This window comes from Rahnella sp. PCH160 (assembly GCF_047784855.1).
Classification (GTDB): domain Bacteria; phylum Pseudomonadota; class Gammaproteobacteria; order Enterobacterales; family Enterobacteriaceae; genus Rahnella.
The window spans coordinates 3,497,911-3,514,320 of sequence record NZ_JBLOGT010000001.1 but is presented as its reverse complement, the minus strand read 5'-3'; the positions used below and the strand labels follow the sequence as shown (position 1 = coordinate 3,514,320).

Below are 16,410 nucleotides of genomic sequence, written 5' to 3'. Positions count from 1 at the left end.
AAAGCCAGAGGATCTCTCCCCTGGCTTTTTTTATTGACACTGGATTTACCCATGTTCAGTTTGCTTATGGAAGAGTTCCCGGAATACCGGATAAATATCTTCCTGTTCGCGGATATGCTGCATGGCGAAATTATCAAATTTCTCCTGCAATACTTCGTATTCACGCCACAGCGTCTGGTGGGCGCGACGGGTGATTTCGATGTAACTGTAGTAACGCACCATCGGCAGGATCTTCTGCGCCAGAAGTTGGTGGCACAGAGGGGAGTCGTCAGCCCAGTTGTCGCCATCGGAGGCCTGCGCGGCGTAAATGTTCCACTGCACCGGGTCGTAGCGTTCCTGAATGACTTCATCCATCAGTTTCAGTGCGCTTGAAACGATGGTCCCGCCGGTTTCCTGCGAGTAGAAGAACTCCTGTTCATCTACCTCTTTGGCTTGTGTATGGTGACGGATATAGACCACGTCGACGTTCTTATACGTCCGGCTCAGGAACAGATAGAGCAAGATATAGAAACGTTTGGCCATGTCTTTGGTTGCCTGATCCATGGAACCGGAGACATCCATCAGACAGAACATCACTGCCTGGCTGGAAGGCTCAGGGCGACGCTCGTAGTTGCGATAACGTAAATCAAAGGTGTCGATGAACGGCGTTTTGGCAATTTTCGCCCGCAACTCGGCGATCTCTTTACGCAGCCGTTCTTCTTCCAGTAATTGTGCCGGTTCACTGTGTTCGACCTCCGTCAGCGTCGATTCCAGCTCACGCAGCTCCCGTTTTTTACCCGCTGTCATCGCCGTGCGGCGGGCCAGAGAGTTTTGCAAAGAGCGCACCACACTGATGTTTGCCGGCACGCCGTTAGACGTGTAACCGGAGCGGTGGGTTTTGAATTCGGTCAGCTGTTTATGCTGATTTTTCCTCAGGTTAGGAAGTGCCAAATCTTCAAACAACAGATCGAGATATTCGTCTTTGGAGATCTGGAAAGAAAACTCGTCTTCGCCTTCACCGTCCTGACTGGCATCGCCCTGACCACTGCCGCCGCCACCGCCCCTTGCGGTCGTTCGATACGGTCATTCTGCACAAAGTGGTCGTTGCCGGGGTGAACACGGTGGCGTAAGCCACCGCGACCCTGATGAAACATGGGTTCGTTGATATCTGCATTGGGGATCGAAACCGACTCCCCGCTGTCCACGTCGGTAACCGAACGCTTGTTGATGGCTCCGGCAATCGACTGTTTGATTTGCGACTTATAGCGACGCAAGAAGCGCTGGCGGTTCACCGCGCTCTTGTTTTTGCCATTCAGCCGACGGTCAATAAAATACGTCATATTTCCCCCAAACGACGTTGCCAACGATCCTCTGTTACGAAGATTTTCTTACGCGCAGATACCATTCACACAGCAGGCGAACCTGTTTGCGTGTATATCCTTTCTCCATCATTCTGTCGACAAAATCATCATGTTTCTTCTGTTCATCGGTCGACGTTTTGGCGTTAAACGAGATAACTGGCAGTAATTCCTCGGTATTTGAGAACATTTTTTTCTCAATGACCGTGCGCAGTTTTTCGTAACTGGTCCAGTTTGGATTGCGGCCGCTGTTATTGGCACGGGCACGCAGCACGAAGTTGACAATTTCGTTACGGAAATCTTTTGGATTACTGATCCCCGCCGGTTTTTCAATTTTTTCCAGCTCTGCGTTCAGGGATTCACGGTCAAACAACTGGCCGGTATCCGGGTCGCGGTATTCCTGATCCTGGATCCAGAAGTCAGCGTAGGTGACATAACGGTCGAAAATGTTTTGCCCATACTCTGAATAAGATTCCAGATAAGCGGTCTGGATCTCTTTGCCGATAAATTCAGCGTATTTCGGGATCAGATAGCCTTTCAGGTGCTCCAGATATTTTTCAGCGATGTCCTGCGGGAACTGCTCACGCTCGATTTGCTGTTCCAGAACGTAGAACAGATGAACCGGGTTAGCGGCGACTTCCACATGATCAAAGTTGAAGACGCGGGACAGAATTTTAAACGCGAAACGCGTCGACAGCCCGTTCATGCCTTCGTCCACGCCCGCATAATCGCGGTATTCCTGATAAGACTTGGCTTTCGGATCGGTGTCTTTCAGGCTTTCACCGTCATAAACGCGCATTTTGGAATAGCTGCTGGAGTTCTCCGGCGTCTTCAGACGCGAAAGGATGGAGAAGCGGGCCAGCGTTTCCAGGGTGCCCGGCGCGCAAGGGGCATGAGATAACTCACTATTGCTGAGCAGTTTATCGTAGATTTTCATCTCTTCAGAAACGCGCAGGCAGTAAGGCACTTTGACGATGTACACACGGTCGAGGAACGCTTCATTATTCTTGTTGTTGCGGAACGTCACCCACTCAGATTCGTTGGAGTGCGCCAGAATAATGCCGTTGAACGGCAGGGCAGAAATTCCTTCAGTGCCGTTATAGTTACCTTCCTGTGTGGCGGTCAGCAACGGGTGCAGCACTTTGATCGGAGCTTTGAACATCTCAACGAATTCCATCACACCCTGGTTTGCGCGGCAGAGTGCACCGGAATAACCGTAGGCGTCCGGATCGTTTTGCGCGTGGTTTTCCAGTTTACGGATATCCACTTTCCCGACCAGCGCGGAGATGTCCTGATTGTTTTCATCGCCAGGTTCGGTCTTGGCGATGGCGATTTGTTCGAGAATCGACGGCCAGACTTTCACGACTCTGAATTTCGTGATGTCCCCGCCAAATTCGTGCAGACGTTTTGCCGCCCACGGCGACATGATGGTGCCCAGATAGCGCGGAGGAATGTTGTATTCTTTTTCGAGAATATGCGCATCTTCCTGCGGATTAAACAGGCACAGCGGATGATCATTGACCGGGCTGCGGTCGCCGTTGGCGCTCAGCACATAAATCGGTACACGTTGCATCAGGGATTTCAGCCGTTCGGCCAGTGACGATTTACCGCCACCCACCGGGCCCAGTAAATAGAGGATTTGTTTCTTTTCTTCCAGACCCTGCGCGGCGTGTTTCAGATAGGAGACGATCTGCTCGATGGCCTCTTCCATGCCGTAAAATTCTTCAAATGCAGGATAACGTGCAACAACACGGTTCGAGAATAAACGCGACAGGCGTGGTTCAAGCGCGGTATCTACCATCACTGGTTCACCGATTGCCATCAACAGACGTTCCGCCGCATTGACATAAGCACTGCGATCTTGCCGTGCAATGGTAAGAAATTCCTGCAGTGTGAACTCTTCGTCCTTGGCAGCCTCATAGCGCTGGCGATAATGGTCAAATATGTTCATACGATGCCCGTCCTTCGTTATTTTACCTTTCGTTTTGAAGCGTTAGCGCAACCTCAAAGACTTGGGTATAGCACAGGTTAATGAGCGCTAAGCCCCCGGAAGAAAGATCTCCCACCTGAATACAGCAACCCTTATGCCAACTTGCAGAACCCCTTTGACGCTGACAGCAGAGATGTTTCGAAAACTGTCATAAATCGGTGGGACGGGCGACTGTTCAGGCTAAGTCTTTCATCTATTGATAAGCGTAGTTTGGCATTAGAAAATTTTCCTCTCTGGATTTGCCATTTTTTAAGTCATTTCAATGACTCAGTTATCCGGAATGCTCTGAAAAGCCTTGCAGGACGTGCCTTGCAGGCCGGAAGTTGTTTCTTTAGTCATTTTTATTTCATATTTTGCAGATAAATTGTGCGATCGCTTCGATTTTTCAGGGTAAGGTTTTTTAGAGAACGAGAATAGCTAAGCGAGACGCTTACGCTTCATTTACACTACCGGCGAATTTTTACTTAATGGAATTAAGACAATGAAGATTTTGAACCTAAAAACACTGTCCATCCTGGGCTCGGCAGTGCTGTTCAGCCATGCAGCTGTCGCAGGAACCTGGCAGTTGGGTGCATCTGCTTTGGTTGCGCCTGATCCGTACCGTGGCAATAACGACCATGTTTACCCGGTTCCAATCATTAATTATGACAATGATGATTTCTACTTCCACACCCTGATGGCGGGCTATTACCTGTGGAATGATGACGTCAATAAACTGAGCGTCACCGCCAGCTACTTTCCGTTAAGTTTTGACCCAAGCGACAGCGACGATAATCGCATGAAGCGTCTTGATAAACGCCACTCCACGCTGATGGCGGGGCTGGCTTATTCGCATAACGCGCAGTGGGGGACTATCCGTGCAAGCTTTAACGCAGATACGCTCGACACCAGCAACGGCATGACTGCCGATCTGGGCTATCTGTATGCGATCAAAGGGTCTAACTGGGCCGTGGTGCCTGGCTTTGGTGTGACGTGGTTTAGCTCGAATCTTAACGACTACTATTACGGTGTGACCAACAACGAGTCCCGTCGCAGCGGCTTCAGCAGCTATTCTCCGGGCGACAGCTTCAGTCCGTATGTTGAAGTTTCAGCAAAATATAATTTCACGCCAGACTGGCAGGGTTTCGTGACTGGCCGCTATCTGCGTCTGTCCAGTGAAGTAACCGACAGCCCGATCATTGAAAATGACTGGACTGGTGTATTGTGGACCGGTGTCACCTACAGCTTTTAATCAGGTGGCACTCAACTGGTGCGCAATCTGCACATTAATGGGGCGTTTCGCCCCATTTGCACGTTTATAGTTCACAGATCTTTTTTGTATGACCCGATATAAGGAAACAGATGAAAGCGAAGACTGTGCAATTCCCCGATGGGAAGAGCGTTCCCGCCATCGGACAAGGCACCGGGTATATGGGGGAACAAAGCAGTGACTGGCGCGTTTTGGTGCAGTCAAAAGGGGCCAGATGGCCCCTTAGTTTTTACTGCGGGTAAACTCAGTCCGGTTATTTGCGGATAGAGAATGTCACCGCCAGACGCGCCGGTGCAGCAGCTGTCGAGATATGCTTGTGTGACACCTGCGCCGTTTCAACGCAAACCATGGATTTGTAGCCGTCGTCGGGCATATCGGCCATGCTCACGGACAGCGCAGAACCCGGGTTCCACGCAACAACGTCAGCGTTGTTTTCATGTGCAATAACCAGTGTGCGTTTCAGCACCGGGTCAACGATTTCGCTGGTCGCCTGCGGCTGGGTGTAGATGCGGTCAGTCTGGCCGGTAAAGGTCAGGTCGCCGCCTTCTTCTTTCAGTTTTGCGCCATCAACTTTATCGATGAAGCTGGCGCCGAGGTCTTTAACGGTGACATCAGCGATATCGCCGATATTGAAATAGGTGTGCAGGGCGCTGTTGGCTTCGAAATCACCGGCAGATTCCAGTTCTATGTGGCAGGTTTCTCCCAGCGTAAAGCGCGCGGTCAGCACAAATTCGTGAGGCCACAGTTCCAGACTTTCAGGCGTGCTTTTCAGCGTAAAGGTGAGGACAACGCCTTCAGCGCTTTCTTTGTGACCGGTCAGTGCCCACGGAAAGTTACGCGCGAAGCCGTGAGAAGGCTTACCCGCCGGGCCAAACCACGGCCAGCAGATCGGAATACCACCACGAATAGCCACGCCGTCTTTGAACGCGCTGGCGCTGCTCATCCACAGCACAGGCGCTTCGCCTTCAGGCTGCCATGATAATAAATGCGCGCCCTGTAAGGCCACGGCCGCTTTTACTTTTGGATGAGAAACGACGATCACCGGCAGTTCATCAATCTGACGCTGGCTGATGGTGGTTGAAATTTGATTCACGACCGGGAGAGAAAAGAGTTGTTCTGTCATTATCTAAAGTCCTGTCAGGTTTTTAACAATTACGAAGATAAGAACCAAGACTACAGATGAACGTCATCAATCTGTTTGATCGCACACATGTGCCTGATAAAAAAGTGCATCCTACAGAAAGCAAAAGGGCGACTTGCGTCGCCCTTCAATCAGTTCATCAACATTGCCAATTACTTGGAAACGTGAGAAATCAGATCCAGTACTTTATTTGAGTAGCCAGTTTCGTTGTCGTACCAGGAAACCAGTTTCACAAAGTTGTCGTTCAGCGCGATACCGGCTTTAGCATCGAATACTGAAGTCAGTTTTTCGCCGTTGAAATCGGTAGAAACAACGTCGTCTTCGGTGTAACCCAGAACGCCTTTCAGATCGCCTGCTTCAGAAGCTGCTTTGATCACTGCGCAGATTTCTTTGTAGGTTGCTGGTTTTTCCAGACGTGCAGTCAGGTCAACAACGGAAACGTTAGGAGTAGGAACGCGGAACGCCATACCCGTCAGTTTGCCGTTCAGCGCAGGGATAACTTTACCTACTGCTTTAGCAGCACCGGTAGAAGAAGGGATGATGTTCTGAGATGCGCCGCGGCCGCCGCGCCAGTCTTTGTGAGACGGGCCATCAACGGTTTTCTGAGTTGCGGTAGTTGCATGAACAGTGGTCATCAGCGCTTCAACGATACCGAAGTTGTCGTTGATAACTTTAGCCAGTGGAGCCAGGCAGTTAGTGGTGCAAGATGCGTTAGAAACGATTTCCTGACCCGCATATTCTTTATGGTTAACGCCCATAACGAACATAGGGGTGTCATCTTTAGATGGCCCGGTCAGAACAACTTTCTTAGCGCCTGCAGTGATGTGTTTACGTGCAGTTGCGTCGTCCAGGAACAGACCTGTCGCTTCAGCAACAACATCAACGTTAACTTCGTTCCATTTCAGGTTAGCTGGATCACGCTCAGCGGTAACACGGATGGTTTTGCCGTTAACAACCAGGTGGCCGTCTTTAACTTCAACGGTGCCGTTGAAACGACCATGAGTTGAGTCGTACTTCAGCATGTATGCCATGTATTCTGCGTCTAACAGATCGTTGATTGCTACGATCTCGATGTCAGAACGTTCTTGAGCAGCACGGAAAACAATGCGACCGATACGGCCAAAACCGTTGATACCTACTTTGATAGTCATATATTCCACCAGCTATTTTTTTAGTGAATAAAAGGTTGGTTGTAAAATTACAAAAACCTCGCTGAGCGTCAAGCGGAATCGTGTCAATTATTGCTGTAAGTCAAAGCGAAGACCTACTGTTGCTCGCTTATTGCACGTTCCGTTTTTTTAATCGGCTCACAACCACATGGGGGCGAAAAACTGAATATAAAGGGCAAGAAGATCAAGAGTGTGATCGCCATCACAAGTTGGAGCTGGCTAACGCTGATGCCATACAGTTTAGGACAAAACAGGCTGAACTGTTGTTAATTTTTTGTTATTATAAACCGTTAATTTAGTTGTATTTTAAATTCGTCAGAGAACGATAATCATGAGTAATGCATCAAAATCTGCGCCTGCACTCGAACAACTCACTGAAATCCAACGTTATGTCACCCAGGAGCGCGGAACTGAACGTCCGTACACCGGAAAACTGCTGCACAACCAGCGCGAAGGCATCTATCATTGCGTGGTATGTAACGCGCCTCTGTTCTACTCCGATAGCAAGTACGAATCCGGATGCGGCTGGCCAAGTTTTTATCAGCCTGTACATCATGATGCGATTAAATATCTTACTGATAATAAGCATAATATGGAGCGCGTTGAGATACGCTGTTCCGCCTGTGAAGCGCACTTAGGGCATGTTTTCCCCGATGGTCCGCAACCGACAGGCGAACGTTACTGCGTAAATTCTGCATCGATGCGTTTTACCGATGGCAGAAGTGGTGAAAAAATAGCCGGATAGGCAGCGCTGTAATCTTACCGACAAAATCGATTCAGCTATTATTCAAAACCTTTTGAATAATCGTGTTGAACAGAGGTGCTCAGATGGAAATTAATCAACTCATTGATGTAATGACGCCGGAAATCTACGCACGTTTGGCGCAGGCCGTAGAACTGGGTAAATGGCCCGACGGCGTGGCGCTGACGCCAGAACAAAAAGAGAACAGCCTGCAGGCCGTGATGCTTTACCAGTCGCGGCACAACGTGGACGCCCAGCACATGAGCATTGGTACCGACGGGCAGATCGTCACTAAAAGTAAGCAGGAACTCAAACAGCAGTTCGCTCAGGATGCACTGATTAGACTCAAACCTGAGTAATCGGGAGGTTTGTGTGAACAGATGAAAAAGGCGCATAACGCGCCTTTAAAATGAAGCCTGCATCAGGAAAGTATCGTGCGTCAGGCGCTACGCAATACTCTTATAAACCAGATTATCTGTCCTCTGGTTGTAGACGACGCAGTCATTCGGAACATTTTTATCGACAAAACTCATCGCGCCGATAGTGACATTATTCCCGATGTTGATATCACAGCCAATAATACAACTGTTCGCACCAATAATGACATTGTCCCCGATATAAATCTTGCCGCTCTGATTATCATATTTGATACCAATTGTCACATTTTGCTTAATGTTCAGGTTCGAACCTATTTCGCAACAATCGGCGACCACGATACCAACGAAATGAGAAATCTTCATTCCGGGGCCGATATCCGCGCCTAAATTGATATCGGTACCATATTTATTTCTTAATCTTCTGTTAACAGAGATTGCGTATTTTCTGGAAGCTTTACCGCCTGTTTTATAAAGATAATTAGCGATACGCCACCAGAAGTAGAAACGTCTGCCCGGGCATTTTACTGCGCGATGCAGCGTGCGGAGCCAGGAAAATTCTTTCTCTGAGTCCATCACTTCGCGCTGAAGACAGCTTTTTAAAATTTCATATTGGTATTCTTTCAATCTGACAATCCTTAAGGGTTAGCCTGCTCATCCTAAGCTTTAGTTATTCATTTAATAAAAAGCGGCGTCATCTTATTGGTATGACCGTACATAGTCCATTTATTCTTTACGGATAATAAATACCAGACGCATCGTAGAGTCATCTGTGTGAAACGTCAGGGGGGGAAATTATCATGGATTACAACCGGGTGATTAATGATAGTGTGCTATTCATAACGTATTATATATACCCGAAACGAGATCTATTACGTGAACTTTTGTAAAAAATGAAAATGTCCCGAACCGAATATTTTTATGCCTGAACGTCGTGGTGGGGAGGGGAGATGATGCGTTTTCAAGACCGTCAAAAGGCGCCTGACGCGCCTTTTATGCGACTGAAAGAGAGGGGGAATCAGCCGTTCAGATCAGCAGCAGTGCCAATCTGCGCGCCGGCCTCACGCAGTGTTTCAATGGCTACAGCGCTGTCATGAGCTTCGATATTCACGCCGCGGCAGCCATCGGTCAGCAGCGTAACCTGATATCCCTGCGACAGCGCGTCCAGCACCGTGAATTTTACACAGCAATCTGTCGCCAACCCCATAACATAGAGATGTGAAATCTGCGCGGCCTTCAGCCAGTCGTTCAGTACGGTAGCGACGCGATGGCCGTTATCGAAGAAAGCGCTGTAGCTGTCGATTTCCGCATCCGTGCCTTTTTGCACGACAAAATCTATAAGCCGCGTATTGAGTGAAGGATGAAACTCAGCGCCCGGTTCCCGCTGAACGCAGTGCACCGGCCACCAGACCTGCGGCAGCCCGTTCAGTTCACCCGATGTCCAGGTGTCCTGATGTGAGTTGGCGGCAAAACTTTTGTGTCCGGCAGGGTGCCAGTCCTGCGACGCCACCACGGGAATATCGCGGTTTTTACACCACGACATCATCTGATTGGCGACGGCAATGGTCGCCTCCCCGTCTTTAACGGCCAGCGCACCACCGTGACAAAAATCGTTTTGCAAATCGACCAGTAACAACGCAGATTTCATATCGCCTCTTATTCGGTCAATTATTCTGTCAGCTCGCCACGCAGATTCTGCTGCATCAGTTCGCGGATTTCTTCCGGCGTATGCGACTGACTGAGCAGATAATGCAGCTTGGTCAGCGCGGCTTCCACCGTCATATCAAACCCGCTGATCACGCCGGAATGCGCCAGCGCATTGCCCGTGGCGTAACCGCCCATGTTGACGCGTCCGGAAATACATTGCGTCAGGTTCACCACCACAATGCCGCGCTCAGAGGCGTCCTTCAGCACTTTCAGCAAATCGCCTTTTTGTGGTGCATTGCCGACGCCGTAAGAACGCAGGATCAGCGCTTTTACCGGCTGCATCAGAAAGTTTTGCACAACTTCAGCGGAAATGCCGGGGTAAATTGTCACCACGCCGATAGGCTGCGGGGTGATGTGATGCACTTTCAGCGTTGCGGCCGGTATGACCGGCAGCGACGGCGTGGACAGGCGGCGGATATGAATGCCGGCTTCCAGCAGCGGAGAAAGATTCGGTGAAGCAAATGCATCAAAACCGTCGGCGTGGGCTTTGGTGCTGCGGTTGCCGCGATACAGACGGTTGTTGAAGAACAACGTGACTTCGTTAACCGGATGATTTGCCGCGATATACAGCGAGTTCAGCAGGTTGATCTGGCCGTCAGAGCGCAGGGCTTCCAGCGGGATTTGTGAACCCGTCACGATCACCGGCTTGCTCAGATTTTCCAGCATGAAGGACAGCGCAGAAGCCGTGAAGGCCATGGTGTCCGTGCCATGCAGAATCACAAAACCGTCGTAATCGTCGTAATGCGCCTGAATGTCGTCAGCGATGTGCTGCCAGTCTTCCGGCGTCATGTCGGAGGAGTCCATCAGTGGCGCATATTCCTGAATGGTAAATTCAGGCATTTCAGGGCGATGGAATTCCGGCATCAGTGCCAGCTGGCGTTGTAAATGGCCGGAAACAGGAATGTAACCCTGCTCAGAACGCTGCATACCGATGGTGCCGCCGGTGTAGGCAACGTAAATAGATTTTTTAGTCATCGAAGATGTTCTTTTTTAGAAAGGTGAAAGCCACTGCGCTAAGTATAAAGGCTTCGCTGCCGCTGTCCCACTATAAAACGGGGGCATCATAAAAAAGCCCGACGTTCTCTGGGAGAACCGCCGGGCGGATTTTCATACAGTGGTTAACGTGATTACTTCACATCACCACACGTCAGGCAAAGTGCATAACGGTTTTGCGGATCGTTCATGTTGCTGAACAGGTCTGCCTGCGATTTCAGCTCCATCGCCATTTTGCTCACCGGCGCAGGCAGATACGCCTGAATTGCTGCGGGCAGCATGGCATGAACTGACACGCTGACCTGAGAGAACAACATATCGCTCAGGCTCGGCTCGCTGACATACCAGTTCAGCTGCCATTTCGGCAGTTTGGCCAGTTCCGCCGCTTTCTTCACGGCGTCGTCGAAATCACCCAGTTCATCTACCAGACCGTTAGCCTTGGCGTCAGAACCAATCCAGACGTGACCCTGTGCAATCTGATCAATCTGCTCCGGCGTTTTATGGCGTGAATCCGCCACCAGACCGAGGAAGGTTTTATAACCATTCTCGATGTTCAGTTGCATCATCTGCGAGAACTCTGGCGGCAGCGCTTTGGTCGAGGCGATATCGGCCAGCGGAGACGTTGCCACGCCGTCGGTATGCACACCGGCGTAATCAAGCGTGTTCTGATACGTATTGATCACACCAAAGATACCGATGGAACCGGTCAGCGTGCTCGGGCTGGCGATGATGTAGTTCGCTGGCGTTGAAATCCAGTAACCCCCGGAAGCCGCCATGCCACCCATTGAAACCACAACCGGTTTACCCGCGGCTTTCGCTGCGGCCAGTTCAGAGCGGATCACTTCAGAAGCGCTCACGCTGCCGCCAGGGCTGTTAACGCGCAACACAATCGCTTTCACTTTCGGATCCAGACGGGCATCGCGAATTTGCTGTGCGGTGGTGTCGCCGCCCACGGCACCCGGTTGTTCTTCGCCGTCGTTGATGGCGCCGGTGGCGAAGATCACCGCGATTTGCGGATCGTTGTTATCCGGTTTTGGCTTCGGTGAATAATCGTAGATGCTGGTGTAGTTAAAGTCTTTGGTGGTTTTATTCCAGCCAAACGCTTTCACCATGTCATTGTCCGCTTCGGTACGCGACGCCAGAGAATCCACCAGTTTGGCTTTCAGCGCATACTGCGCCATATCGCCGCCGGTGGCCTGCATGCCCGCAAGAATACCCGCTGCCCCCGGGAATAGCTGTTCAGGCGTAATCTGACGGTTTGCCGATACGGTATTCAGATAGTTACTCCACAAGCCACCAATCCAGCGGCTGTCCGCCTCACGGGCCGCAGGGGACATATCATCACGGATCAGCGGTTCAACGGCGGATTTGTACGTCCCGACGCGGAAGATATTGGTGGTGACTTTCAGCTTATCGAGCAGTGATTTGTAGTACAGATTATTGGTGGCAAAACCGTGCAGATCGACCGCGCCTTGTGGCGACAGATAGATTTTGTTGGCGTAGCTCGCCAGATAATATTGTGACTGATTGTAGCTGTCGCCGATGGCGTAAATCGGTTTGCCGGCATCACGGAATTCGCGCAATGCTTTACCGATATATTGCATGGATGACTGATCGGTGCCGGTGAAATCGCTCAGCTGCAACACGATACCGGTGACGTTTTTATCATCTTTTGCTGAACGAAGGGTATCCACCAGGTCAAACAGGGAGTTTTCCTGCAACCGGCTGCTGGATGTCCCCAGAAGCTCGCGGCCCCACTGACGGACTTTATTGTTCACGGAAGGTTTATCCACCACCGAGCCGCTCAGATCAACCAGCAGAGCGCCTTTTGTGGTTTCAACCGGTTTATCCTGCACGGCATACCAGATGCCAACGCCGGCCAGAATGATCAGAATAAGAAATACGTTGAGAATGAATTCTCTGACGAAATTAAGAAGACGCCAGGTCCACTTAAAAAAACCGGCGATAATTCGCCACAATGTGCGCATGGTCTCTCCAATAAGACAGTTAAGTCTCGCTATCCTAATTACCTGCCGGAGAAATGTCAGCTTTAAATCATTTCAGAATTTGGCGGTGAAGGATTATCTGAAAGCCCGCCGCAGGTTGGAAAAATGCGTTGTGCCTATGTTAACGTAAGGTAAATAGCAATTATTCTCAGGAGATTAAAATGGACGCACTGGATTTGTTACTCAACCGCCGTTCTGCTTCCCGTCTGGCGGCTCCCGCACCGTCAGGGCAGGCGCTGCAAAACATCATCAACGCGGGTATGCGTGCGCCGGATCACGGTGCGCTCCAGCCGTGGCGTTTTGTGATTGCCGAAAATGATGGCCTGATCCGTTTCAGTGAGCTGCTGCGTGCGGCGGCCATCAAAGACGGCGCGGACGAAAAAACCATTGAGAAAGCCACGCAGGCTCCGCTTCGCGCCCCGCAAATCATTACCGTGATTGCGGCCTGCAAGGAAAGCCCGAAGGTGCCGCAGTGGGAACAGCTATTGTCTGCCGGTTGTGCGGTGCAGGCGATGCAAATGGCGGCGCTGGCGCAGGGGTTCAACGGTATCTGGCGCACCGGCGCGTGGACCGATCATCCTGATGTCCGCAAAGCTTTCCATTGCGGCGAGAACGATAAAATCGTCGGCTTCCTGTATCTTGGCACGCCACAGCTCAAGGCCAGTTTGCAGATCATTCCGGTGGACAGCACACCTTTCGTGACGCATTTCTAAGCGGTTTCAAATCCGCAGGCTGACCGGTTTTTCAGCAGAGCGCGTTCAGTTCTTTCTGATAAACCGGTTTTTCGCTGTCTTTGTGAGCGACCGCCATCCCGGATGCCTTTCTCCATCTTACTAATTACGTCGCCAGCGGCTAACATAGCCCCTCTGGATGATGAGGGCGTTGTGAATGAAGGATGGGATGATGGAAATTTTTGTAGCGATCACACTCGCGGTCACACTTCAGGTCGGTGCGGTCTGATGCGTCTGTTTATTGCCGAAAAACCCAGCCTTGCACGCGCCATTGCGGATGTCCTGCCGAAGCCTCATCGCCGCGGCGACGGATATATTGCCTGTGGTAACGATCAGGTGGTGACCTGGTGCGTGGGGCACTTACTCGAGCAGGCGCAGCCGGATGCCTATGACAGCCGCTATGCGCGCTGGGCGCTGGCCGATTTACCGATTATCCCCAGTAAATGGCAGCTTCAGCCGCGTCCTTCGGTCGCCAAACAGCTTAACGTCATCAAACGCCTGCTGCTGGAGGCCTCTCAGGTTGTCCACGCCGGTGACCCGGATCGCGAAGGGCAACTGCTGGTGGATGAAGTGCTGGATTATCTGGAACTGACGCCGGAAAAACGCCACGCGACCCAGCGTTGCCTGATTAACGATCTCAACCCGCAAGCCGTTGAACGCGCCATTGACCGCCTGCGCGACAACCGCGATTTCATTCCGCTGTGCGTTTCTGCGCTGGCACGCGCCCGCGCCGACTGGCTTTACGGCATCAACATGACCCGCGCCTATACGATTTTAGGGCGCAATGCCGGATACAACGGCGTGCTTTCTGTGGGTCGTGTGCAAACGCCGGTGCTCGGGCTGGTGGTACGCCGTGATGAAGAAATCGAAAACTTCGTGGCGAAAGATTTCTTTGAAGTGAAAGCGCATATCGTTACGCCTGCAGACGAACGTTTTGTTGCACTCTGGCAGCCGAGTGAATCCTGCGAGCCGTATCAGGATGAAGAAGGGCGTTTGCTGCACCGTCCGCTGGCCGATCACGTGGTGGCGCGCATTGCCGGGCAGCCGGCCATGGTCACCGGGTATAACGACAAACGTGAAAATGACATCGCGCCGCTGCCGTTCTCGTTATCCACTTTGCAGATTGAAGGGTCAAAAGCTTTCAATCTGAGCGCACAGCAGATTCTGGATATTTGCCAGAAACTGTACGAAACGCACAAATTGATTACGTACCCGCGTTCAGATTGCCGATACCTGCCAGAAGAACATTTTGCCGGACGTCACGCGGTGCTGAATGCCATCGCCGTTCATCGCCCGGATTTAATGCCGCAGCCGGTTGTTGATACCGATCTGCGTAACCGCTGCTGGGACGACAAAAAGGTCGATGCGCACCATGCGATTATCCCGACGGCGCGCAGCAGCAACGTCAACCTGAGCGACGACGAGCGCAAAATTTACGGTCTGGTGGCGCGTCAGTATCTGATGCAATTTTGCCCCGATGCGGTTTACCGCAAATGTGTTATCGATCTGGATATCGCTGGCGGCAAGTTCATCGCCAAAGCACGTTTCCTGGCAGAGGCAGGCTGGCGCACACTGCTTGGCAGCAAAGAGCGTGACGAAGAAAACGAAGGTACGCCGCTGCCGGTAGTGGCAAAAGGCGACGAATTACTGTGCGAGCGCGGAGAAGTGGTGGAGCGCCAGACGCAGCCGCCGCGTCCGTTTACCGATGCGACGTTACTTTCCGCAATGACCGGTATTGCGCGCTTTGTGCAGGATAAAGAACTGAAGAAAATTCTGCGCGCCACGGACGGGTTGGGTACAGAAGCGACACGCGCCGGGATTATCGAACTCCTGTTCCGCCGTGAGTTTTTATACAAAAAAGGGCGTTATATCCATTCCAGCGACACGGGCCGTGCACTGATTCATTCGCTGCCGGACATTGCCGCACGGCCGGATATGACCGCTGACTGGGAATCCACGCTGACGCGTATCAGTGAAAAAAGCTGCCGCTACCAGGATTTCATGGAACCGCTGGTCGCCACGTTGCAGAACCTCATCATTCAGGCCAAAACGAACCGGGTGTCTCCGGCATTCCGCAGCCTGCCTTCTAAGCCAGCTGCGGCGGCGAAAGGCAAAAGCGCACCAAAACGGCGTAAAGCCAGCCCCAAAGGGAAGGAAGCAAACAGTGATGAATAACGTACTGATGAATAAGAAGTTGATGCGCAAAGCGCTGATGGCGTTATGGGTCAGTTCGTCATTGCTGGCGGCTCCGGCATTGGCAGAACGTTACGGCAACGGCGCGGACGTCGTGGTGCCTTTGCCGCCGCAAATCTGGGAGAACAGCGGCAACAGCAATAACAACAGCGCACCGACCTGCCATAACTGCTGCATCTACAACAACCAGAGTTACAGCGAAGGGGCGGTGGTCACGGCGGACAGCGTGGTGCTGCAATGCTCGCGCGACCCGAACGTGGTCGGCACCAATGAACTGAAATGGGAAGTGCTGAAAAAATAGCACGGCTAAGAGAAATTAAAAGGCGCGGAAACAGTGACCTGTCCGCGCCTTTTTTATGTGAAAACGTTAATCGCTGCGATTACTGAAATGTGCGCAGATAGGCATCAATCAGCGGAATATCCGCCGGTGCCAGTTCGAAGGAACGAACCTCTTCCGGTGCAACCCAGCAAATCTCTGAGTGACACTGTAACGAAATCGTTCCTGTGAAATGGTTGACGCGCCAGCCGTGCAGGCGAATCAGGCGCTCTGGCTGGCGGATTTCGCTGGTCGCGACAAAACCGGCAACCTGCGCGGTGATATTCATCTCTTCGTGTAACTCACGCACCAGTGCATCCGGCTGGTTTTCCCCGGCTTCCACTTTCCCGCCGGGAAATTCCCACAAACCGGCCTGATCGCTGCTGGCATCACGCCGTGCCAGCAGTAATTTGCCTTCGCGTTCAATCAGCGCAGCGACCACATCAATCGTTTTCATCATGC

14 protein-coding genes and 1 pseudogene are annotated in these 16,410 nt (G+C 51.6%); 6 read left to right on the top strand and 9 right to left on the bottom strand.

Features of this window, described 5'->3' with window-relative positions; translation table 11 throughout:
• Positions 1–45 precede the first annotated feature (45 nt).
• Positions 46–1,319, bottom strand: a pseudogene (locus ACM5QY_RS16150) (YeaH/YhbH family protein).
• 34 nt (positions 1,320–1,353) lie between these two features.
• Positions 1,354–3,288 (bottom strand): protein kinase YeaG, encoded by a 1,935-nt coding sequence (gene yeaG / locus ACM5QY_RS16145; RefSeq protein WP_416121751.1) that lies wholly within the window; start codon positions 3,286–3,288, stop codon positions 1,354–1,356.
• Positions 3,289–3,808: 520 nt separating this feature from the next.
• Between yeaG and ACM5QY_RS16140 the strand changes: the two genes are divergently transcribed.
• Positions 3,809–4,558 (top strand): MipA/OmpV family protein, encoded by a 750-nt coding sequence (locus ACM5QY_RS16140; RefSeq protein WP_416121750.1) that lies wholly within the window; start codon positions 3,809–3,811, stop codon positions 4,556–4,558.
• Positions 4,559–4,829: 271 nt separating this feature from the next.
• On the opposite strand, the gene ACM5QY_RS16135 is transcribed toward ACM5QY_RS16140, so the two are convergent.
• Positions 4,830–5,699 carry a D-hexose-6-phosphate mutarotase gene (locus tag ACM5QY_RS16135; protein WP_416121749.1) on the bottom strand — a complete coding sequence of 290 codons (870 nt, stop codon included), beginning with the start codon at positions 5,697–5,699 and terminating at the stop codon, positions 4,830–4,832.
• Between the two features lie 170 nt (positions 5,700–5,869).
• Complete coding sequence (gapA, locus tag ACM5QY_RS16130) at positions 5,870–6,868, bottom strand: glyceraldehyde-3-phosphate dehydrogenase (RefSeq protein WP_056770313.1); 999 nt, start codon at positions 6,866–6,868, stop codon at positions 5,870–5,872.
• Positions 6,869–7,217: 349 nt separating this feature from the next.
• Between gapA and msrB the strand changes: the two genes are divergently transcribed.
• Positions 7,218–7,631, top strand: coding sequence for a peptide-methionine (R)-S-oxide reductase MsrB (msrB, locus tag ACM5QY_RS16125; RefSeq protein ID WP_416121748.1), 414 nt, complete (start codon positions 7,218–7,220; stop codon positions 7,629–7,631).
• A gap of 83 nt (positions 7,632–7,714) precedes the next feature.
• On the top strand, positions 7,715–7,987 hold the full coding sequence (locus ACM5QY_RS16120) for a YeaC family protein (RefSeq protein WP_416121747.1): 273 nt from the start codon (positions 7,715–7,717) through the stop codon (positions 7,985–7,987).
• Positions 7,988–8,074: 87 nt separating this feature from the next.
• Here ACM5QY_RS16120 and ACM5QY_RS16115 read toward each other — a convergent pair whose 3' ends face one another.
• From ACM5QY_RS16115 to sppA, 4 genes are all read right to left on the bottom strand, one after another.
• Positions 8,075–8,629: a serine O-acetyltransferase gene (locus tag ACM5QY_RS16115; protein ID WP_416121746.1), complete on the bottom strand. Its 555-nt coding sequence runs from the start codon at positions 8,627–8,629 to the stop codon at positions 8,075–8,077.
• 391 nt (positions 8,630–9,020) lie between these two features.
• Positions 9,021–9,650, bottom strand: a complete 630-nt coding sequence (gene pncA / locus ACM5QY_RS16110; RefSeq protein ID WP_416121745.1) for a bifunctional nicotinamidase/pyrazinamidase — start codon at positions 9,648–9,650, stop codon at positions 9,021–9,023.
• Positions 9,651–9,670: 20 nt separating this feature from the next.
• Complete coding sequence (gene ansA, locus ACM5QY_RS16105; RefSeq protein ID WP_416121744.1) at positions 9,671–10,684, bottom strand: asparaginase; 1,014 nt, start codon at positions 10,682–10,684, stop codon at positions 9,671–9,673.
• Positions 10,685–10,836: 152 nt separating this feature from the next.
• Positions 10,837–12,690 (bottom strand): signal peptide peptidase SppA, encoded by a 1,854-nt coding sequence (gene sppA / locus ACM5QY_RS16100; protein WP_416121743.1) that lies wholly within the window; start codon positions 12,688–12,690, stop codon positions 10,837–10,839.
• A gap of 179 nt (positions 12,691–12,869) precedes the next feature.
• Here sppA and ACM5QY_RS16095 point away from each other — a divergent pair, with 179 nt between their 5' ends.
• From ACM5QY_RS16095 to ACM5QY_RS16085, 3 genes are all read left to right on the top strand, one after another.
• Positions 12,870–13,421 carry an NAD(P)H nitroreductase gene (locus ACM5QY_RS16095; RefSeq protein ID WP_416121742.1) on the top strand — a complete coding sequence of 184 codons (552 nt, stop codon included), beginning with the start codon at positions 12,870–12,872 and terminating at the stop codon, positions 13,419–13,421.
• Between the two features lie 246 nt (positions 13,422–13,667).
• The gene (locus ACM5QY_RS16090) at positions 13,668–15,614 is read left to right on the top strand and encodes a DNA topoisomerase III (protein ID WP_416121741.1); all 1,947 of its coding nucleotides are present in this window, start codon (positions 13,668–13,670) and stop codon (positions 15,612–15,614) included.
• Positions 15,615–15,636: 22 nt separating this feature from the next.
• Entirely contained in the window at positions 15,637–15,933 is a 297-nt protein-coding gene (locus ACM5QY_RS16085; RefSeq protein ID WP_416122904.1) for a DUF1496 domain-containing protein, read from the top strand.
• A gap of 79 nt (positions 15,934–16,012) precedes the next feature.
• Here the strand turns inward: ACM5QY_RS16085 and ACM5QY_RS16080 are convergent, their stop codons facing one another.
• Positions 16,013–16,405, bottom strand: coding sequence for a pyrimidine (deoxy)nucleoside triphosphate diphosphatase (locus ACM5QY_RS16080; protein ID WP_416122903.1), 393 nt, complete (start codon positions 16,403–16,405; stop codon positions 16,013–16,015).
• Positions 16,406–16,410: the final 5 nt, after the last annotated feature.